The organism is Cyclobacteriaceae bacterium (genome assembly GCA_013141055.1).
GTDB lineage: Bacteria > Bacteroidota > Bacteroidia > Cytophagales > Cyclobacteriaceae > ELB16-189.
In genome coordinates this window covers 675,702-696,112 of sequence record JABFRS010000001.1, presented here as the reverse complement: position 1 = coordinate 696,112, position 20,411 = coordinate 675,702, and the positions used below count along the sequence as shown (strand labels likewise).

General features: G+C 42.7%; 17 protein-coding genes. 10 read left to right on the top strand and 7 right to left on the bottom strand.

The window, feature by feature from the left end:
• The first annotated feature begins 411 nt into the window (after window positions 1–411).
• Window positions 412–2,241: an asparagine synthase (glutamine-hydrolyzing) gene (gene asnB / locus HOP08_03035; protein ID NOT73876.1), complete on the top strand. Its 1,830-nt coding sequence runs from the start codon at window positions 412–414 to the stop codon at window positions 2,239–2,241.
• Here asnB and HOP08_03030 read toward each other — a convergent pair.
• The 3 genes from HOP08_03030 to HOP08_03020 are packed head-to-tail and all read right to left on the bottom strand — an operon-like array spanning window position 2,238 to window position 4,911.
• On the bottom strand, window positions 2,238–2,813 hold the full coding sequence (locus HOP08_03030) for an LUD domain-containing protein (protein NOT73875.1): 576 nt from the start codon (window positions 2,811–2,813) through the stop codon (window positions 2,238–2,240). The genes asnB and HOP08_03030 overlap by 4 nt on opposite strands.
• Entirely contained in the window at window positions 2,810–4,177 is a 1,368-nt protein-coding gene (locus tag HOP08_03025; GenBank protein NOT73874.1) for a lactate utilization protein, read from the bottom strand. The genes HOP08_03030 and HOP08_03025 overlap by 4 nt, the downstream gene beginning before the upstream one ends.
• Window positions 4,177–4,911 carry a (Fe-S)-binding protein gene (locus tag HOP08_03020; GenBank protein ID NOT73873.1) on the bottom strand — a complete coding sequence of 245 codons (735 nt, stop codon included), beginning with the start codon at window positions 4,909–4,911 and terminating at the stop codon, window positions 4,177–4,179. The genes HOP08_03025 and HOP08_03020 overlap by 1 nt, the downstream gene beginning before the upstream one ends.
• Before the next feature lie 133 nt (window positions 4,912–5,044).
• Here HOP08_03020 and HOP08_03015 point away from each other — a divergent pair, with 133 nt between their 5' ends.
• From HOP08_03015 to HOP08_02995, 5 genes are all read left to right on the top strand, one after another.
• A complete protein-coding gene (locus HOP08_03015) occupies window positions 5,045–5,383 on the top strand; it encodes an MmcQ/YjbR family DNA-binding protein (protein NOT73872.1) in 339 nt (112 codons plus the stop codon).
• Between the two features lie 79 nt (window positions 5,384–5,462).
• Window positions 5,463–6,419 carry a helix-turn-helix domain-containing protein gene (locus HOP08_03010; GenBank protein ID NOT73871.1) on the top strand — a complete coding sequence of 319 codons (957 nt, stop codon included), beginning with the start codon at window positions 5,463–5,465 and terminating at the stop codon, window positions 6,417–6,419.
• Window positions 6,420–6,486: 67 nt separating this feature from the next.
• The gene (locus tag HOP08_03005) at window positions 6,487–7,281 is read left to right on the top strand and encodes a DJ-1/PfpI family protein (GenBank protein ID NOT73870.1); all 795 of its coding nucleotides are present in this window, start codon (window positions 6,487–6,489) and stop codon (window positions 7,279–7,281) included.
• 38 nt (window positions 7,282–7,319) lie between these two features.
• Complete coding sequence (locus HOP08_03000; GenBank protein NOT73869.1) at window positions 7,320–7,610, top strand: DUF1272 domain-containing protein; 291 nt, start codon at window positions 7,320–7,322, stop codon at window positions 7,608–7,610.
• A 123-nt stretch (window positions 7,611–7,733) separates the two neighbouring features.
• Window positions 7,734–10,529: a peptidase gene (locus HOP08_02995; protein NOT73868.1), complete on the top strand. Its 2,796-nt coding sequence runs from the start codon at window positions 7,734–7,736 to the stop codon at window positions 10,527–10,529.
• Window positions 10,530–10,544: 15 nt separating this feature from the next.
• Here HOP08_02995 and HOP08_02990 read toward each other — a convergent pair whose 3' ends face one another.
• The gene (locus HOP08_02990) at window positions 10,545–10,748 is read right to left on the bottom strand and encodes a hypothetical protein (protein NOT73867.1); all 204 of its coding nucleotides are present in this window, start codon (window positions 10,746–10,748) and stop codon (window positions 10,545–10,547) included.
• Window positions 10,749–10,949: 201 nt separating this feature from the next.
• Complete coding sequence (locus HOP08_02985) at window positions 10,950–11,270, bottom strand: hypothetical protein (protein ID NOT73866.1); 321 nt, start codon at window positions 11,268–11,270, stop codon at window positions 10,950–10,952.
• A gap of 216 nt (window positions 11,271–11,486) precedes the next feature.
• On the opposite strand from HOP08_02985, the gene HOP08_02980 reads away from it, so the two are divergent.
• Window positions 11,487–12,578, top strand: a complete 1,092-nt coding sequence (locus HOP08_02980) for a galactose mutarotase (protein NOT73865.1) — start codon at window positions 11,487–11,489, stop codon at window positions 12,576–12,578.
• A gap of 14 nt (window positions 12,579–12,592) precedes the next feature.
• Here HOP08_02980 and HOP08_02975 read toward each other — a convergent pair whose 3' ends face one another.
• Both HOP08_02975 and HOP08_02970 read right to left on the bottom strand, forming a co-directional pair.
• Window positions 12,593–13,744, bottom strand: coding sequence for an FAD-dependent oxidoreductase (locus HOP08_02975; GenBank protein ID NOT73864.1), 1,152 nt, complete (start codon window positions 13,742–13,744; stop codon window positions 12,593–12,595).
• 6 nt (window positions 13,745–13,750) lie between these two features.
• Window positions 13,751–14,317, bottom strand: a complete 567-nt coding sequence (locus HOP08_02970) for a hypothetical protein (protein ID NOT73863.1) — start codon at window positions 14,315–14,317, stop codon at window positions 13,751–13,753.
• A gap of 220 nt (window positions 14,318–14,537) precedes the next feature.
• Here HOP08_02970 and HOP08_02965 point away from each other — a divergent pair, with 220 nt between their 5' ends.
• From HOP08_02965 to nrfD, 3 genes are all read left to right on the top strand, one after another.
• The gene (locus HOP08_02965) at window positions 14,538–15,797 is read left to right on the top strand and encodes a c-type cytochrome (protein ID NOT73862.1); all 1,260 of its coding nucleotides are present in this window, start codon (window positions 14,538–14,540) and stop codon (window positions 15,795–15,797) included.
• Window positions 15,798–15,864: 67 nt separating this feature from the next.
• The gene (locus tag HOP08_02960) at window positions 15,865–18,975 is read left to right on the top strand and encodes a TAT-variant-translocated molybdopterin oxidoreductase (GenBank protein NOT73861.1); all 3,111 of its coding nucleotides are present in this window, start codon (window positions 15,865–15,867) and stop codon (window positions 18,973–18,975) included.
• A gap of 37 nt (window positions 18,976–19,012) precedes the next feature.
• A complete protein-coding gene (gene nrfD / locus HOP08_02955) occupies window positions 19,013–20,407 on the top strand; it encodes a polysulfide reductase NrfD (protein ID NOT73860.1) in 1,395 nt (464 codons plus the stop codon).
• Window positions 20,408–20,411: the final 4 nt, after the last annotated feature.

Below are 20,411 nucleotides of genomic sequence, written 5' to 3'. Positions count from 1 at the left end.
TGACAAACTTCTGATGACAGAAAGGGCAGGTCCACATAAGATGACTCTACAATATCGATGTTTTAAGATATACTAACAATGCGGTAAATTCAGCAAAGACCGACCTTCCATTGTCCTAAACCACCTATGGAAAGAGCGAATAAAACTTACTGAATTTGTTTAACTTTACGTCCAAATCTGAAGTCGAATTTTCTTGCATTATTGTCCGTTTGGACAGCTTTTCGTGTAATGAAAGCTAATTTTTCAGTAGATTGTTAAACGACAAGGTATTGGTAAAGTTTAAATGAGGTAAGGAATTCTAAATTATCGATGTTGGTTTGACAACGGTCCGTATCAGGATATTTTCCTCAAGCATCTGTGATTTAAAATGTTAGACCCTGATCATCCAGGGGGCTAGTCTTAAATTGACCTATGTGTAGAATAGCGGGTATAGTTTCTTTTGAGGGTCAGCAGGAAAATAGGAAAAGCTTATTGCTGATGCTGAATGCTATGGCTCATGGAGGTCCTGATGCAGAAGGCGTTTATTTTGATGGCCCCGTTGTTTTTGGTCACCGCCGGCTTTCAATCATCGATCTTTCTATTGCCGGCAATCAGCCAATGATCAGTGCCGATTCAGAGGTTATTATTTCCTTTAACGGCGAGATCTATAATTTCATGAACATCCGTAGATCGCTTGAAGATCTTGGTGTTTTTTTTACCACGAAATCAGATACAGAAGTAATCCTCCAGGCATATCAGGCCTGGGGCACAAAAGCCTTTGACCTTTTTGAAGGAATTTTTGCATTTGCGATCTATGACAAAAAGAAAGGGAAAGTATTTCTCGTCAGAGATCACATCGGTATCAAGCCGCTCTACTATTACATTAAAGACGGCAAACTCATCTTTTCTTCTGAGGTGCGCGGATTTAAATCCATGAATCCTGAATGGCCGGAGTTTGAAGATTGGAAAATACTTTTCCTGGCATTCGGATCTATCCCACATCCTTATACCACATTGATGGACGTTCATCAGTTGCCTGCTGGTTCATACCTGGAACTTACCTTGAACGATTTTTCAAATGAGGTCCATACTTATTATTCGGAAAGTAATACCAGCGTAATTCCTTCAAATAGTTCTGAAGATCTGAAGACCATGCAGTTTGCCATTCAGGACGCCATCAGGAGAAACATGATCTCTGATGCTCCCATTGGAATATTTCTTAGTGGTGGCATTGATTCATCACTGCTGGTGCTTCTCGCCGACAGAATCCGTTCAGGAGTGAATACGATCTCAATCAATTTTGATGAAGGTTATTATGATGAACATCAATATCAGCAGCTCGCGCTGGAGGAGACATTGAATGTTGATCATACTTCTCATCGTATCACCGAACAAATGTTCTGGGATAATCTTGATGATTTCTGGAAAGCAATGGATCAGCCTTCTATCGACGGAGTAAACTCATACTTCAGTGCAAAGTCCGCGCGCAAGGATGGTTTGAAAGTGGCCTTGTCAGGACTTGGTGCAGATGAGATATTCGGTGGATATCCTTCTTTCAAAAGAATAACCTGGCTGAAGCGCATCAGAAATCTTCCATTCAAAAGACTCATCGGAAAAATAATGGGATGGAAGAATCATGCCTATCGGAGGATCATGTTTTTAAATTTACCAGGCATCATCGGTGATTATCTTTTCCTAAGAGGTATCCATACTCCCGACTTCATTGCAAGCATTCTTCATGTTCCGGAAGAAAGAGTTTGGAAAGCATTGCAGAAGGTTAAAATTGATTTCAGTCCTAAATCAGAGGACATGGATTATGTGTCCAGGCTTGAATCAAAGATCTACATGACCAATCAATTGTTAAAGGATACTGATTGCATGGGCATGTGGCACGGACTCGAAATACGGGTTCCTTTTCTCGATATTGACCTCATTAAGAAAGTGGAGAGCATTCCCCCCGCTCAACGGTATAAACAGGGCTGGCCTAAGTATCTTCTTACAGCTTCCAACCAGCATATTCTTCCTCCTAAAATTATTTTTCGCAAGAAGAAGGGATTTACATTCCCGCTGGAGACATGGATGAGAGTGAGCAAGAACCGTTTTAGAAATCTGATAAAGATGGAGAATGGTGTAATAAAGATTGTAAAGTCTTTTGAAAATGGTCAGGGTCACTGGAGTAAATACTGGAGTCTCATTGTTCTTCATAAATTTGGTCCCGAGGCAAATCCAAGAGGCACTCCAATAAAAAAGCCTATCAATTAGTTTTTCAACAGGAATACCGTCAGGCTTCTTGGACCATGTGCGCCGATGACAAGTGCCTGTTCAATGTCTGCAGTTTTTGACGGCCCCGCTATAAATGTTCCAAACCCTTCTTTCTTTACATTGATCAAGGAATAAGCTTCATGCATCGTTGGAACAATCCTGCTGGTTTCCAACACTATGCATAGGTGCTGACAAATGAATGGCAGCGCACGATGCCCTGTGTTCGCTTGATCAACCCATATAGCACCATTCTCTGCAACTCCTACCTGACCTTCAATAATGCCAACTTCAATTTTCTCCAGACTCAATGCATCCTCTGATTCAATATCTTGAGAAGTTATTGATGAGATCCGGTCGACGATCCTCTGTTGTTCACCGTGAGTGTTTAAAATGTTTTCTCTTGCTTCCGCAATGTTACTTATCTCAACTACTTTGCCGCTGACATTTTTTATTGCAATTATAAAATTCTGAGCAGCATCCATTACGGGAGAATCCCATGTCCATTGTGGAAGAGGAGCAAGCGGCGGCTTATTCTTTTTAATATCACCTAGTATTTTTTCCCGTGAACTCATGATCTGTTTCTGTTTTCAATGTACCAGGATTTAAAGCTTTGACGCGGAACTGCCGGCATCTCTCTTTGCCTATACCAGGGATTGAACATTTTATTTTTAGCGATCCATGGAAATGCCCTGAGCATTACTCTTGCAATCTTTCCAATGAGATCATATTTCCCCGGAGTTGATAAAACTGAATTCAGAACCTGAATGCCTGCCTTCTTCGACGTGGAACCATAACCTTCCTTCATTAAGATCTGTCTCCATTTCCAAAGCTGATCATGAAGATTAATTTTCACTGGACAAACATTGGTACAAGAGCCGCACAGGGTAGAAGCAAACGGAAGATCTGCATTCTCCCTCATATTGAGATTGGGCGCAAGCACTGAACCTATCGGACCCGCAACAGCATTGTGATAACTATGTCCACCGCTTCTGCGATACACCGGACAGGTATTGAAGCATGCTCCACACCGAATGCACTTCAATGAGTCTCTGAAATCCGGTCTACCCAGTTGAGCGGAACGTCCATTGTCTACTATTACAATGTGTAGTTTTTGTCCTGCATGAGGTTTATGAAAGTGACTTGAATACGTTGTGATCGGCTGACCAGTCGCACTCCGTGCCAGGAGCCGCAGGAAGACTGCCAGGTGCTCAACTTTGGGAATGATCTTTTCAATACCCATGCTTGCAATATGAATCTTTGCAAGATGAGTACCCATATCTGCATTCCCTTCATTGGTGCAGATAACAAATCCACCGGTTTCTGCCAGGGCGAAGTTCACTCCTGTGATCGCCAGCTGAGCGGTAATAAATTTTTCACGCAAGTGCTGTCGTGCAGCTTCCGTCAGATATTGTGGATCCGTTGCGCCTTTTTCTGTTCCGAGATGCTGATGGAAGGTTTCTCCAATGTCTTCACGCTTCAGGTGAATAGCAGGCAGCACGATATGGCTTGGGTGTTCTTTTCTGAATTGTACAATCCGTTCGCCGAGGTCTGTGTCAACAACTTCAATGCCTTTGATAGTCAGGTACTCATTCATTCGGCACTCTTCTGTGAGCATCGATTTGCTTTTGACGATCCTTTGAATCTGATTGGCTCTTATAATCTCATAGATGATCTCATTGTGCTCCTCTGCATCCGAAGCCCAGTGAACTTCAAAGCCATTTGCTTTGGCTTTTGTTTCAAATTCAACCAGGTACTGATCAAGATTGGAAAGGGTATGTGATTTGATCTGTGACGCTGCTTCACGTAATTTTTCCCAGTCATCAACTTTATGAGCAGCGTTGTCTCGGTTGGTGCGAACACGCCAAAGTGTTTCATCGTGCCAGCGGGTGCGCTCTTCATCCCTATTGAATAATTTTGCTGCCTTTGCGTGATCCATCAGAAGTTGCTGTTAAGGATTTCAGCAATGTGCATTACTTTCACGCTGCTCTTCTGACGGTTAAGAATTCCTTCCAGGTGCATCAGGCAACTCATATCCACACCTGTGATATATTCCGCCCCCTTGTCAATATGATCATGAACCCGGTCTTTTCCCATAGCGACTGAAACAGCTTCTTCCGTGATGCAGAAAGTCCCTCCGAATCCACAGCATTCATCTTTACGGGAAAGCTCTGCCAGCTCTAATCCCTGGACCATTCCCAGAAGTTTTGCTGGTTTTGAGAAAGCAGGTGTCATTAACTCACTCATAGAAGAGAGATGAAGACCTCTTTGTCCATGGCAACTCACATGAAGCCCAACCTTATGAGCAAACGAAGCATTTAACTGACCGACCTTCAATATATCCACAAGGAACTCTGTCAGCTCGTAAATCGATGACTGTATTTTTCTTACTTCATTGCTTTCAGCCGGCTGAAGATGCTCTTTGATATGAAGGACACAGCTTCCGGAAGGGCAGACGATATAGTCGTAACCCTTAAAATTTGAAATAACGTTGGCATTACATGTTTGAGCATCGGAAGCAAATCCTGCATTGGCCATCGGTTGACCGCAGCATGTCTGCCGGAGTGGAAATTCAACTTCGCATCCCAGCTTTTCCAGTAATTCCAATGTGTTGATTCCAACCTTTGGATAGAACTGATCAACGTAGCATGGAATAAAGAGCGCCACTTTCATAAGTCACAAGATCTCAGGCTTAAATTAGTAAATCACCGAACTAATCCAGTCAGTGAGCTGATTTTATTATCGAAGGACACTCTGGTTACTATTGATTCTTATCCTTTATCTTTATTTTTTTTCTGTTATACCAATGGTGAGCATAGCATCTTTCAGAAAACTGGCATTGTCATTCCCTGAGGCAATTGAACAGCCGCATTTTGACAACCCATCTTTTCGGGTCGCCAAAAAGATATTTGTGACTCTTTCAGAGAAGAATAAAAGAGCATGTGTGAAATTATCAGAGATCGATCAATCTGTTTTTTCAAACTTTGACAAGACGGTGGTTTTTCCTGTTCCTAACAAATGGGGAAAGCAAGGATGGACCTTTGTTATGCTCAGTAAAGTGAGAAAGGAGATGTTGACTGATATTCTCACCACCTCATATTGTGGTGTTGCTCCCAAACGACTCTCCCGCGTTTTTAAAGATTGATCTTTGTTGAACCGTTGATTTTATAAATAGATTATCCTTGGTTTCTTCAGCTCCGGACAAATTCATACTCCATCAACCGATGCGCACTGCGGTATTTCTGATACCACCGGATGTTCATTTGCTGGATATCAGCGGACCTGCTCACGTGTTTTATGAAGCTCAGGATTACGGTGCTCCCTTGCAGTTAAGATTTGTTTCGCTTTACCCCGGTGTGTCGGAAGGAACCAGTACCAGCGGACTTGCTTTTGCAAAGCTTGAAAATTTCGAAAAGATAGCACTAAGCAAAGATGATATCGTTTTTATTCCAGGACTTGATTCCCGTTTTCTGACGGATAAAAAGTTCCTGCAGGGAATCAAAAGGTTCTTGCAATGGATCACTACCCAGCATGGCAGGGGTGCAAAGATATGTTCTGTGTGTACCGGTGCATTTTTACTGGCGGAGTCAGGATTGCTTAAAGGTCATCAGGCAACAACACACTGGAAATTCCAACAACTATTAAAGGAGAGATATCCGCAGGTTGAGGTGATGTCCAACAGGCTCTTTACTCAGGATGATCAGCTTTATTGCAGTGCAGGAGTTGCTTCCGGTATTGACCTTGGACTTTATCTCCTGGAAGAAATGTATGGAACCCGTTTCTCAGCAGCCATTGCACGAGAGGTGGTGATCTATCTTCGGCGGGGAAAGGAAGACCCGCAGCTCAGTGTATTTCTTCAGTACCGCAACCATCTTGAAGATCGTATTCATAAGATACAGGAGTGGTTGTCGCAGCACCTTGACAGGAAATTCACGGCAGAGAGTCTGGCAGAGCTGGTGCACACCAGTGGAAGAAATCTCACCCGTCTTTTTAAAGACACCACCGGAATTACGATCGGCGAATATGTTGAAAAGCTTCGTGTTTCTCAGGCTCTTCAGTTGCTTCATGAAAAACAGAAGGTTGAAAGTGTCGCAAAAGCATGTGGGCTGAAAAGCACCAACCAGCTGAGAACATTGCTCAAACGTCACGCCGGCATTTTGCCCTCCGAAGTATTGTCCTGATACTGCGCTGAGTTGTCCTTCTGATTGAGCATTACGAAGCATTCCTTTGTGGTGTTAAATCAAGTCTATGAAAAAGCTCCTGATCGTTTTGTTTCTGATCGTTTCAGTGAAATCGTTTTCTCAGAATGCGGCTGATGATGTCGCTTATTATTGCGCGCTTTGCAATAATGACTGCGATAAGATCGCATTTGAAAAACCGGGTGTATGTAATCATTGTAATATGACGCTAGTGAAAATGTCTAAAGCAGAACGTATGAAAGAATTATCGTGGAAACCGATCACAGTTGCTTTCTATCTTCAGGATGGTGTTGAAGTGCTGGATTTTGCCGGGCCCATGGAAGTTTTCGCTTACGCGGGATTCAAAGTCTTCACGGTGTCCAAAACTACCAGCCCAATTCTTTCTCAGGGCATCCTTAAGATCATTCCGGATTACAGCATTGCCAATGCACCCGAGTCTGACATGATCGCGTTTTTCGGAGGTAATGGAGAGCGTTCCTTTGACAGCGATGTGATTGGCTGGTTGAAATCACGTGAGTCAAAGACAAAATATTTCTTCTCTGTATGTACAGGGGCGTTTGCATTGGGGAAAGCAGGACTTCTGGATAATAAGACTGCTACCACTTTTCATCTCAGCATTGATAACCTTAAGAAATCTTTTTCTAAAACGACGGTCGTTTCTGACGCCCGCTTTGTTGACAATGGAACGGTGATCACTACGGCAGGGATCTCTGCAGGAATCGATGGAGCGCTTCATCTTGTGGCAAAGCTCAAAGGCGAGAAGGCAGCCATCGATGCAGCGTATTATATGGAGTATGATAAATGGACGCCAAAGCAGGGGCTTATTCTCGAAGCCAAACCCTGAATTGCATTTTCGTTCTTAAATTTTAATTTCAAAGAAGAATGCTGGAACTACGTCCCATCTGCGAAAACTGCGGTAAGAAGCTGCCACCCAACAGTACGGAAGCGATGATCTGCACGTTCGAGTGTACTTTTTGTACGGAGTGTGTTCATGATATTCTGCACAATGTCTGTCCCAATTGCGGAGGCGGCTTTGAAAGGCGACCTGTGCGTCCGCTTGAAAAACTAGTTAAGAACCCGCCGAAGCAAGAGCCATATCTCAAGCCGGTCGACTTTGAGAAATTTCAATCGCTGCTGTTAAAAAACAGGAACGTGGATCCATCGATGCGATAGGTTGTGAATATGTGACTTCAAAAGGCTATAAATGCTGGATGGTTAACCTTTCATCAAAATCTTCTTCCTCAGAAGCCAGGAATTTTCCTCCTTGTTGTTTCAAATTTCTAATTCTGATCAACTATGAGAATCTTCCGTCTAATCATCCTTCTTCTGATCTGGAATGCATCACAAGCTGTGGCTCAGAAGTTCCCAACACCCAAGGAACATTTCGGTTTCAATATTGGAGATGATTATCATCTGGCTACCTATTCTCAAACAGAAGCTTTCTTCAAGATCCTTGCGACCTCCAATCGCGCAAAGCTGGTAGATATTGGTCTTACTGAAGAGGGCAGGCATCAGTATCAACTCATTGTTTCTTCTCCGGAAAATATTAAGAAGCTGGATCGCTATAAAGAGATTTCTACGAAAATGGCCCGTGCCGAAGGAATTACAGAGCAACAAGCTTTGGCGATGGCGGCAGAAGGAAAAGCAATCGTATGGATTGATGGAGGATTGCACGCTGACGAAACAGTTGGAACGCATCAACTGATTCAGAGTGTCTATGAATTCATAACACGCGATGATGCTGAAACGCTACGCATTCTTGATAAAGTAATCATTCTGTTCACCCATGCTAATCCCGATGGTCAGGAGCTTGTGTCCAATTGGTATATGCGCGAACCAAAACCGGAAAAAAGATCTGTAGAGGATCTTCCCAAGCTTTATCAGAAATATGTAGGTCACGATAATAATAGAGATTTCTTCATGCTCAACATGAAGGAAACTCAAAATATGGGAAGGCAACTCTTCATTGAATGGATTCCCCAGATCATGTACAACCATCATCAAAGCGGTCCGGGAGGATCCGTTGTTGCAGGTCCGCCATATCGCGATCCGTTTAATTATGTTTTTGATCCGATGATGATCACCGGAATTGATGCGGTTGGTGCTGCTATTGTTAACAGATTAAATGCGGAAAAGAAACCAGGCTATACACGCCTTGGCGGATCCGTTTTTTCTACCTGGTATAATGGAGGATTGCGTACCACAACTCACTTTCATAATATGATTGGCTTGCTAACAGAAACAGTGGGCAGTCCGACACCAGGTGATATTCCTTTGGTACCAGGAAGATTGATCCCTAATAATAATACTCCGAATCCTGTAGCGCCTCAACGGTGGCATTATCAGCAATCCATCGATTATTCAGTAACCATGAATTATGCTGTGTTGGATTATGCTGCGCGCAACAGTGATCTGCTCTTAATGAACATTTACCGGATGGGAAAAAATTCTATTGATCGTGGAAGCGCTGACTACTGGACACCCTATCCTGCAAGAATAGAAGCGATTAATACTGCCTATAAAAGCAAACCGCGGAAAGAAACGCCGAGAGTTTCATCCGAGCAGATCGGACTCATGGGTGGAAGCTCAGACATTCCAACCAGTTATTATGACAGTATTTTCAGAAAGCCTGCTTTGCGTGATGCACGTGGTTATGTAATTCCGTCTGATCAACCGGATTTTGCAACAGCTGTGAAGTTTGTTAATGCATTAATAAGAACTGGGATCGGGATACAGATCGCCAAAACTGATTTTACTATCGGAAAGAAAAAGTATCCTGCAGGATCATACATTGTTAAAAATAATCAAGCGTTCCGTCCACACATTATTGATATGTTTGAGCCTCAGGATCATCCAAATGATTTTCAATATCCGGGCGGACCTCCGGTACGTCCCTATGATGCAGCAGGTTGGACGCTTGCATTTCAAATGGGAGTGAAGTTTGATCGCTTCATTGAAGACTTCACGGGACCCTTTGAAAAAATAAACTATGGTGAACTTCAAACATTAAAAGGAAGTATTGAGACTTCTTCTGCCGGATATCTATTAAATCCAAAGGCAAACAATTCTGTAATAGCGGTAAATGATTTGTTGAAAGAAGGTGTGGATGTTTATCGTTTGCCGGAAGGTGTTGCTGGTAAGAACATTGCAAGTGGAACGTATTATGTTGTTGCAAGTCCCAAAGCAAAGAGTATTCTGGAAAAGGATGCGGCAGAGTTTGGATTAAAAGCGACAGCAGTTTCCAAATTACCATCAACAGGGCTTGCTAAAGTTTCAAATGTTCGCATTGCCTTATGGGATGAGTTCGGTGGCTCAATGGCCTCCGGTTGGATCCGCTGGCTGATGGAGCAATATCACTTTAAGGCTGAAGTAATTTTCCCCAAGACGATCGATGCTGGTGATCTTAACAAGAAGTATGATGTGATCATTTTTGTTTCAGGAGCAATCCCGGCGGTTCGTACAGAGGGTGCAAATGAATTTGGAACGCCAAGAGAACCAAAGGAAAGTCAGATCCCGGCCGAATACCATTCGACGCTTGGAAAGATCACAGCAGATAAATCTATTCCGATGTTAAAAAAATTCCTGGAAGCAGGAGGGAAGATCGTAACGATTGGAAGTAGCACAAATCTTGCATATCATCTGGGGCTGCCAGTTAAAAATGCGATAACGGAGATTGGACCTAATGGAGTTGAGAGAAGATTGCCAGGAGATAAGTACTATGTTCCCGGAAGTATTCTGCGCATCAATCTTGATTCAACACAAAGTGCAACATGGGGAATGTCGAACAAGGCAGATGTATATTTTTCAAATAGCCCGGTATTTAAACTCGGACCTGATGCAGTGATCTCAGGAAAAGTAAAACCTCTCGCATGGTTCGGTGAAGAAAATCCATTACGCAGCGGCTGGGCATGGGGAGCAAACTATCTTAAAGGTGGTGTGGTAGCGTTTGAGGCACCTGTTGGTAATGGAAAATTATATGCTTTCGGACCAGAGATTACATTCAGAGGTCAGGCGCATGGAACTTTCAAACTACTCTTCAACGAACTTTTCAGTGTTGATGAACGAAGCGTAAAACTTGATGGCAAGAAATGAGAATGAGAGAATAATTTATTTGGTGACGACCTGATACTTCTTCTCTCCACCATCTTCAATCTCCTTAAGAACTCTGGTTTGCTTTAGTTCTTCGATCATTGATTTTAATTGAGCCTCATCTCCTTTGCCTACGGAAGATAGTATCTCCTGATAGGTTTTGATATCGTTGGGAGCTTTGCGAAAGCTTGTAATAAAGTTGAGGATGTCAATTTTTTTCATTCGAAAACGCGTTTTAAATCATTCTTAACGCATTATATTAAGAAAGGTTTGAATTTCAAAAATGCCCGGAATTAGATGCATTCCCCCAGATTAATACGCGCTGTTAAACTCAGATTTGATTCCTTATTGACTGTGAATACTGAATTAACTGTGTTTCCCGCGCATATATAATCTGTGTGGATGCCCAATGCCTGGTCGGATTTATGCACTCCTTCCAAATGGTTGCAATTCCATTTCTCCTGACTTGAATCTTTTTACTTCCACGCCCTTTCCAGGGTAAGAAAGTCTTCTTTGATTCTCATTTGAATCGCGTGAAGAAGTTATTCGAATGTAATTGTGATCACGTCTTAGTGTTTCATTTGAGGTAGCAGAGAGCAGATTCACGCTCATGACTTCATCGGAGGTCAGGATCAAAGATTCCTCATCGCTGAAGCGTCTTCCGCTGTCCCACAAATGCCTGAACAAGGCTTTGAGTCCGCTGAGAAGAAGGCCAAATAAGAAAAATGCCGCCAAAATATCCATAACAATAGGGGTGTAGCTTTGTGGAGAAAACGGCGTTATTTGATTGACGGACAAGGCGGATGCCCTTAATCAAATCGAAGTGCATAAGTTGAACTTCTAACTGTATCTTTTCCCACATAAAGCGTATATAGAAAAACGGAGCCAAACGATGAAGGTTCGGATTTCTTTCAAATATTTTCAATTTTATCACATCACATATTTATCTAACTTTCTTCTATGAATCGCGTAGTGCTTGCTTTTATATTGATACTGCTGATTAGCTGTTCGCCTCAGAAAAAGGAATTTAAGGTTTCGTCCCAACTCACCATGCACACTCTTCAGAACAAGAATGGATTGAAAATGGAAGTCACAAACTATGGTGGCAGGATCGTGTCACTATGGGTTCCTGATAAAAACGGTATGCTGAGCAACGTCGTTCTGGGATACGATTCTATTGATCAGTATCCTTCCGGAAATCCTTATTTCGGTGCCATGATCGGCCGCTATGGCAATCGCATTGCCAAAGGAAGATTTACACTGGATGGAATGGAATATCAACTGCCAATTAACAACGGTGAAAATTCTCTTCATGGTGGCCCTAATGGATTCCACAATGTTTACTGGGAGATTATTTCTGATTCTATAAAGTATCCCAATGCTCTTGTAATGTTATATAAGAGTAGGGATGGAGAAGAAGGATATCCGGGAAATCTTTCCACCACAGTTGTATATTCATTGACGGACAGCAATGAAGTTGTCATCGACTATGAAGCAACAACGGACAAGTCAACGGTTATCAATTTAACGCATCATTCTTTTTTTAACCTTGCGGGAGAGGGCAGTGGTAATATTTTAAATCATGAAGTAATCATCAATGCAGATAAATTCAATCCTGTTGACGCTGGACTCATTCCTACGGGCGAATTAAAATCAGTTTTGAATACCCCTTTTGATTTCCTGAAAGTTCATACAATCGGTGAACGGATAAATACTGAAGATGAGCAACTGAAATTTGGTTCAGGTTATGATCACAACTGGATCCTCGACAAGAAATCAAATGAACTTTCACTGGCTGCAACTGTCAGAGAACCCAACTCAGGGCGTATCATGGAAGTATGGACTACTGAACCCGGCCTTCAGTTTTATTCAGGTAATTTTCTGGATGGTTCAGACATTGGATTTAGCGGAAAGCCCTATGTTTTGAGATCTGCATTCTGCATGGAGGCGCAACACTTTCCGGATTCTCCTAATCATTCAAATTTCCCTTCTACTGTTTTGAATCCGGGTGAGGTGTACAAACAGAAGACTATCTATAAGTTTAAAAATTGATTGAGGTTCTCCTATCAATTTGTTAATTTTTTAGTGACAAGTTCTCCCAACGCCGGACCATGCTTAAACCCATGTCCTGATCCGCCTCCTAAAAAAATTACGTTCCTTGCTTCAGGATGTGTTTCAAAAATGAAGTTGCCGTCAGGAGAGTTTTCATAGGGACATACCCGGCTTTCAATGACTGGAGCATTTTTTAAGCCGGGAAATCTATGACTTATGAAGTTACGTGCATGCTCCAGCACTTTTGGATCAGATATTCTTTCACCGATTGTTGGATCAAAGGCTTCTCCACGGCGATCGACTCCGATCTTGAAGCCTCTGTTTGAATTACCAGGTATGCCGTAATAGAAATCCTTTCCGTCTACATCAATCCACACGGGCATAGAATCATAATCGATGGATTGATCTTTCGGGACACCGAGATAAAAGACTTCCTGCTTCGAACAGGTGATAACATTTCCTAAAACTTCCGGGAACATTTGTCCCATCCATGAACCACACGCGAACAAGTATGCATCTGCCTGCAGGGAAGTTCCGTTGGATAGTATTATTTTATCAAGGCCGGAAGATTGAATCTTACCAGGCTTCACGAATTCCTGAATATAATTACCGCCTTCTTTAATGAATGCTTCCAAAACTGTCTGACAACTTTCCCTGGCATTGAGATTTCCACCAAAAGGATCCAGGTAAGCATGGTGGAGATCATTGGTTTGTATCAGGGGATATCTTTTATTCACCTCCTGAACGTTCAGGTACTCATAATCCATCTTATGCTTTCTTGCAAAAGGAATAGAATCATCCAGCAGGGGTGTATGCTCTTCATAACAAAACCATAGCACACCTTTATTATAGAATAGCTTTTTGTTCCACCGCTTCTCATTCTCCTTCCAGAGTTCAAGGGCACGAACATTGAGATCAAAATAGAATTCATTCGATCCATAGGTAGAACGGATCACCCTGGTTTCATCTCCTGAACTGCTTCTGGAGTTTCCTGCTCCCCAGGCATCAATTAAAATCACATTAAGTCCTTTCCTCAACAATGAAAGGGCAGTCCATCCTCCAAAAGCTCCTGCGCCGACCACTACAATGGTTGATTTGGTAGAAAGCTGTGGAAGACCGACCGAACGAATGAGCGTTGATTTAGGGGAGAAGGTGTTCAGCGTCATTTCTAATCATTTGATAATCCACGAGTTCCAGTTTACGATGAAGCCGGCAATAAATGTGGCCAACATGGCTATGGCAATAAGCTGATGGACCCATTCTTTTCGATAATTCTTTATCGTCACCAGTCCAAGAATGCAAAAAAGGGAAATTTGTATGATCTGATCACCCATAAACCCGCGAACAATGATGTTGCTGGCAATTGACAGCACAGTCAGGATCATCGTGCTGATAAAAAACTTCCTGAAGTTTGCGTAATAGAATTCCTTAAGATCAATCGGGCCATCCTGAACATTGAAAGGAAAGAGAATTCTTGCCAGAATGAAAAGGGTTACCGGGTAAAGGCTGAGGAAGAGGAAAGTTGGAAGTCTCCACTCATCAAAATCATGAAGTTGATATGTCTCCCACCACTCCTGAATGTGAAGAATAAAAACTAAAACGATCCAAAGAAGGTGCGGCCAATAAAGTTTGACTTTGTTCCATTGATGAACAAGATCCGCGACACCTGTCATGATCTGAGTGATGCCTAAACCAAGGATGATAGAGATAAGAACAGATACGTAATCAAAAGGCGTCATTTCAGGCTGATTTGGAGCAAAAAACCATAATTTATATTAATTCTAAATTGTTGATTTTATGGTCTTGTAATGTAGTATCAATGCTTTGTGTCCAAGTTAGCAAAATGAGTTTCGCATGACTCAAACAATCATGCCAAAGCCAAGAAAAATATTTGAAATAATGGCATCCGAGTGTAGATTTGTGCATCTCCGTATAAAAGGCGGAACCCTAACCCACATGATGAAGCGATTGTTCTCGGGAATCTTTATTTGTGTAACACAAGTTCTCCTTTGTTTTCTCCTCTCACTCTCAGTTCAAGCCCAGGAAATTCCGACAGATGCAGCAGCTGTTGCTGCAGGTGAAGCTTTGTTCAACGGTAACTGTAAATCGTGCCACCGTGTGAAGACAAAGTTGATCGGACCTGCACTTGCCGGCGTTGAAGGTCGTGTTCCTTCAGTGGGTTGGATCATTAACTGGGTGCACAATCCTGCAAAAGTGATTGCCAGTGGAGATGATTACGCGGTAAAAATTTATGCTGAGTACAAGAACAGCCAGATGACGGCTTTCACCAGCTTCAAAGACGAACAGATATTATCGATCCTCGCATATGTGAAAGCAGAAGCTGCAAAACCGGATGTAGCTGTCACACCAACACCTGATCCTAAGAATCCAAACGGAGGAGGTGGTGCGCCATCGGCATATCTGGATGCTATCATGGTTGGAATGATCATCATTCTGATCCTTTTAGTCATCATATTAGCATTGATTATCAGCGCTTTGCGCAAATTCCTTGATACAAAAGAGCTTAGCGAGGAAGATCGTGAAATTGTCAACTCACCGATCACTTTCAATTCTGTAACCCGTAGCCCTGGATTTATCTTCCTGGTAATTTTCGTGGTCGGAACACTCGCATTCAAAACTACCATCGATGGTCTTTATTCGATCGGTGTTCAGAAGAACTATCAGCCGAAACAGCCAATTGCATTCTCACATAAGATCCATGCTGGTCAGTATGAGATCGAATGTAAATATTGCCATACCGGCGCAGCGAAAGGCAAGCAGGCAAACATTCCTTCACCAAGCATCTGTATGAACTGTCACTCACAGATCAGAACGGGTACCATTACTGGTGATGGTGAAATAGCAAAAATCTATGCAGCGGTGGGTTATAATCCTGATTCTGCAAAGTATATCGGACCTACCAAGCCAATCGAATGGATACGTATCCACAATCTTCCTGATCTAGCATATTTCAATCACTCTCAGCACGTGAACGTTGCGGGTGTTGTTTGTCAGACCTGCCACGGACCTATTCAGGAAATGGATGTTGTAAAACAATACTCCTTATTAACAATGGGATGGTGTATCGACTGTCACCGCAAGACCGATGTTAATACAAAGGGCAACGCATACTATGATAACCTTGTAGAAATCCACGATAAGAAAACATTTAAGGTTGAGCAGATCGGTGGATTGGAATGCGCTAAGTGCCACTACTAGTCTATTGCCGATTAAAGATTTATTGATTAAGAATTCAGCATAATAATAAAAGGAACGACCAACTCATATGAGTACTACTAAAAAGACATACTGGAAAGGTTTGGAACAACTTAAAAACGACACTGCTTTTGTTAAGCATGCCGGTAAAGAGTTTGCCAACATCGGTGTCGAAGAAGATCCGGGACACTCTCGCCGGGATTTCCTGAAGATGATGGGGTTCAGCGTAGCAGCAGCTTCATTAGCGGCCTGCGAAGCACCTATCCGCAACGCCATTCCTTTTGTTACAAAACCAATGGATGCAGATCCAGGAATTGCTAACTATTATGCGTCAAGTTATATCGACGGCGGTGATTATTGCAGCGTATTAGTAAAGGTTCGTGACGGTCGTCCGATCAAGATTGAAGGAAATACATTATCCAGTGTTTCTACCGGTGGAACCAGTGCGCAGGTGGAAGCTTCTGTACTCTCTTTATATGACAACTACCGCCTCCGTTTTCCAAAGATCGGAGCTGAGAATTCAGACTGGGAACATGTTGATGCTCAGGTAATTGCCAAGCTTACAGAAATTGCAGCCAAGGGTGGACAAATCAGAATTGTTTCCAATACAATATTGAGTCCAAGTACAAAAGTTGCTATTGATAAATTCAAAGCAAAGTATCCTACAACACAACACGTTCAGTACGATCCTATTTCTTATTATGGTATATGGAAAGCCAACGAAGAATCTTTCGGTGTTGGCATGATTCCATCGTATGATTTCAGCAAAGCAAAAACAATTGTAAGTCTTGGTGCGGATTTCCTTGGATCATGGATTTCTTCTATTGAAGCGACAAAACAATACGCAGCAACCAGAAAGATTGATGAAGAGCATCGTGAGATGTCCCGTCACTATCAGTTTGAAGCTAACTTATCATTGACCGGTGCTAATGCAGATTACCGTACAATGGTGAAGCCTTCAGAGTCCGGTTTGGTGGCAGCTCAATTGTATAACCTGATCGCAGCGAAAGCAGGCAAAGCTGGTTTATCAGCAAGCATCGATAAAGTTGTTAATCTTGAAAAGGCAGCCAATGATCTTTGGTCAACCAGAGGTAACTCATTGGTAGTATCAGGTTCTAATGATAAGAGTGTTCAGGTAATAGTGAATGGCATCAATGATATGCTCGGCAGTTACGGAACAACGATCCTTCCAAATCTTCCAGTCAATTTCCGTCAGGGAAATGATGAATTAATGGCAGCTTTTGTTGGTGAAGCAGAAGGTGGAAAAGTTGATGGAGTTATTTTCTATAACTGTAATCCGGTTTACGATCATCCAATGGGAGCAAAGCTTGGTGCTGCTCTTAAGAATATATCATTAACAGTTTCTACCGGAATCACAGAAGATGAAACCGGATCACTGGTTACTTACAAAGCTCCGGATCGTCATTACCTCGAAGCATGGAATGACTTTGAACCAAAGAAGGGTTTGTTCAGCTTATCACAGCCGGCAATCACTCCTTTATTTATGTCAAGACAAGGTCAGGAGACTTTCATGACATGGGCAGGTGCACCTGCGGATTATTTTACAGTTCTTCAGGACAACTGGAAAAACTGGTTCTATGGAAAATCAAATTCTTTGATGGACTTCCAGTCATGGTGGGATAAATGTCTCTATGACGGAGTGCTTGAATTGAAATCTGAAGATTCAAAAACATATACGTTCGCTGCAGATGTTACAGCTTCTGCCGCTTCAATTTCTTCCAACTACAAAGCAGGTGGTCAGGGGATGGAGCTTGCGATCTATGAAAGTTATGGAGTTGGAAATGGCTCACAGGCTAATAATCCCCTCCTTCAGGAATTGCCAGATCCTATCACAAAAGTAGTTTGGGATCATCCAATTACGATTTCTCAGCGCGATGCAAAGAGTTTAGGATTTACAAATGATGGTGAAAGCAATACTCAATACGGAAATCTTACTGTTGCAGGTAAAACTGTAAAAGTTCCTGTGTTGATTCAGCCTGGTCAGGCTCCAGGAACGGTTGGTATCTCATTGGGTTATGGAAGAACCAAGGTTGGTAAGGTTGCTGAAAATCTTGGTGTAAGCGCATATCCATTCATTACGATGATGAACGGATCACTGTCTACAGACATAGTAGCTGGTGTAACACTTGCTAAAACAGAAGAACCATTCCAATTGGCACAGACCCAAACTCACCAGACCTACATGGGGCGTGAGAATGTTATCCAGGAATCAGTTTTAAGTGAATTTAAGAAAGACGCCTTCGCAGGCCGGGATATTCCAAAGGTTACAAATTGGGAAGAAAAGGTTGATCCATCTTCACTCAGCTTGTGGAAAGGTCATGAATACAATCAGCATCACTGGGGTATGTCGATTGATCTTAACACCTGTACAGGTTGCGGATCATGTATCGTAGCATGTAATGTTGAGAACAACGTGTCATTGGTAGGTAAGGATGAAGTTATCCGCCGCCGTGAAATGCACTGGTTGCGTATTGATCGTTACTACAGCAGCGATTCAACAAACTATACATCAGAGGAAGCGGAAATTGCAGCAGAGAATCCGGAGGTTGTATTCCAGCCGATGTTGTGTCAGCATTGCAACAATGCTCCTTGCGAAACTGTATGTCCTGTGGCTGCAACTACCCACAGCACAGAAGGTTTAAATCAAATGACTTATAACCGTTGTATCGGAACACGTTATTGTGCGAACAACTGTCCATATAAAGTAAGACGTTTCAACTGGTTCAAGTATCACGACAATCAGCAATTCTATCAGTCAAACCCTGCGATGAACACTGATTTAGGTCGTATGGTATTGAATCCTGAAGTTACTGTCCGTTCACGCGGTGTAATGGAGAAATGTTCATTCTGCGTTCAGAGAATCCAGGCAGGAAAGCTCACGGCAAAACGTGAAAGAAGATCTGTGAAAGATGGTGAAGTAGTAACAGCTTGCCAGGCAGCATGTTCTTCAGGTGCGATTGTATTCGGAGATATGAATGATAAGGAAAGCGCTATCTCCAAGCTTCTTAAGATCACAAAGGATGAAAAGGGAGCGGCTGCTTCTGATAAGAAAACTGGTAATCCACGTGCTTACAGAGTATTGGAAGAAATCGGCGTGAAGCCAAACATCTTCTATCTGACCAAGATCAGAAACAAAGACGAAGTAAAAGAACACGCATAGTCGGATAAAAATTTAGAAACACGGAACGCTACTATATATGCATTCAGAATCAGTATTAAGAGAAACATTAGTAACCGGTGGAAAAACCGTTCACGATGTATCGCATGACATCAGCCGCCAGGTAGAAGGCGCGCCAACACGATTGTGGTGGATGGCCTTTGGAGTTTCACTTGCGGTATTGACGTATGGGGCATACTGCTGCGGTTACATGTTGTGGAACGGTATCGGTGCATGGGGTCTTAATAAAACGGTAGGCTGGGCATGGGATATCACAAACTTCGTATGGTGGGTTGGTATTGGTCACGCTGGTACACTGATCTCTGCGATCCTTTTGTTGTTCCGTCAACGCTGGAGAATGTCAATCAACCGCGCTGCGGAAGCGATGACGATCTTCGCCGTTATTTGCGCTTTGAGTTTCCCTGCGTTCCACATGGGACGTCTATGGTTAGGATTTTACTGGGCACTTCCACTGCCAAATGCATTCGGTTCACTATGGGTAAATTTTAACTCACCATTGCTTTGGGACGTATTCGCGATCTCAACATACTTCTCTGTATCACTTGTATTCTGGTACATGGGATTGATTCCTGACTTCGCAGTAATCCGTGACCGTGCTGTAAGAGCCGGTGCAAAGACACGTGCTAATGTTTACAATGCTTTGAGCTTTGGATGGGATGGCGCTGCAAAAACATGGTCACGCTATGAGTCGGTTGCTTTGATCCTTGCAGGTCTTTCAACACCACTCGTACTTTCTGTACATACTATTGTATCCATGGACTTTGCGACATCTGTCGTTCCTGGCTGGCACACTACGATCTTCCCTCCATACTTTGTAGCAGGTGCGATCTTCTCAGGATTTGCCATGGTGCTTACGCTCTTGCTGATCACCAGAAAAGTATTCAAACTTGAAGATTACATCACGATCTATCACGTAGAGTTGATGAACATCGTCATTATCATTACAGGATCCATTGTAGGGATCGCTTACATCACTGAGTTTTTCATCGCATGGTATGGACAGGTTCCTGCTGAGCAATATGCCTTCATCAATCGTGCAACCGGTCCATATTGGTGGGCATACTGGTCTATGATGACTTGTAATGTTATCTCTCCACAATTATTCTGGTCTAAAAAGCTAAGAACTAATCTGGTGGCGACCTTTGTGATCTCGATCATTGTAAATATCGGTATGTGGTTCGAGCGTTTCGTGATCATCGTTACCTCTCTTCACAGAGATTACCTTCCATCCAGTTGGACTATGTTCCACCCGACTCAATATGATATCGGTGAGTACCTGTTCACGTTTGGAATATTCTTTACAGCATTCTTATTATTTGCCAAGTTCTTCCCGGTGATCAATATGGCGGAGGTAAAGAGTATTGTGAAATCAACTTCTGAAAAGAAGAAATCATCAACTGAAGCACACCATTAAAAGA

Coding starts and splice junctions, on each gene's coding strand:
- HOP08_03000 (NOT73869.1), top strand. CDS start 7,320: ATGCTGGAACTACGTCCCATCTGCGAAAACTGCGGTAAGAAGCTGCCA.
- HOP08_02995 (NOT73868.1), top strand. CDS start 7,734: ATGAGAATCTTCCGTCTAATCATCCTTCTTCTGATCTGGAATGCATCA.
- HOP08_03020 (NOT73873.1), bottom strand. CDS start 4,911: ATGAAAGTGGCGCTCTTTATTCCATGCTACGTTGATCAGTTCTATCCA.
- asnB (NOT73876.1), top strand. CDS start 412: ATGTGTAGAATAGCGGGTATAGTTTCTTTTGAGGGTCAGCAGGAAAAT.
- HOP08_02980 (NOT73865.1), top strand. CDS start 11,487: ATGAATCGCGTAGTGCTTGCTTTTATATTGATACTGCTGATTAGCTGT.
- HOP08_02970 (NOT73863.1), bottom strand. CDS start 14,317: ATGACGCCTTTTGATTACGTATCTGTTCTTATCTCTATCATCCTTGGT.
- HOP08_03030 (NOT73875.1), bottom strand. CDS start 2,813: ATGAGTTCACGGGAAAAAATACTAGGTGATATTAAAAAGAATAAGCCG.
- nrfD (NOT73860.1), top strand. CDS start 19,013: ATGCATTCAGAATCAGTATTAAGAGAAACATTAGTAACCGGTGGAAAA.
- HOP08_02985 (NOT73866.1), bottom strand. CDS start 11,270: ATGGATATTTTGGCGGCATTTTTCTTATTTGGCCTTCTTCTCAGCGGA.
- HOP08_03005 (NOT73870.1), top strand. CDS start 6,487: ATGAAAAAGCTCCTGATCGTTTTGTTTCTGATCGTTTCAGTGAAATCG.
- HOP08_02960 (NOT73861.1), top strand. CDS start 15,865: ATGAGTACTACTAAAAAGACATACTGGAAAGGTTTGGAACAACTTAAA.
- HOP08_02990 (NOT73867.1), bottom strand. CDS start 10,748: ATGAAAAAAATTGACATCCTCAACTTTATTACAAGCTTTCGCAAAGCT.
- HOP08_02965 (NOT73862.1), top strand. CDS start 14,538: ATGAAGCGATTGTTCTCGGGAATCTTTATTTGTGTAACACAAGTTCTC.
- HOP08_02975 (NOT73864.1), bottom strand. CDS start 13,744: ATGACGCTGAACACCTTCTCCCCTAAATCAACGCTCATTCGTTCGGTC.
- HOP08_03025 (NOT73874.1), bottom strand. CDS start 4,177: ATGGATCACGCAAAGGCAGCAAAATTATTCAATAGGGATGAAGAGCGC.
- HOP08_03015 (NOT73872.1), top strand. CDS start 5,045: ATGGTGAGCATAGCATCTTTCAGAAAACTGGCATTGTCATTCCCTGAG.
- HOP08_03010 (NOT73871.1), top strand. CDS start 5,463: ATGCGCACTGCGGTATTTCTGATACCACCGGATGTTCATTTGCTGGAT.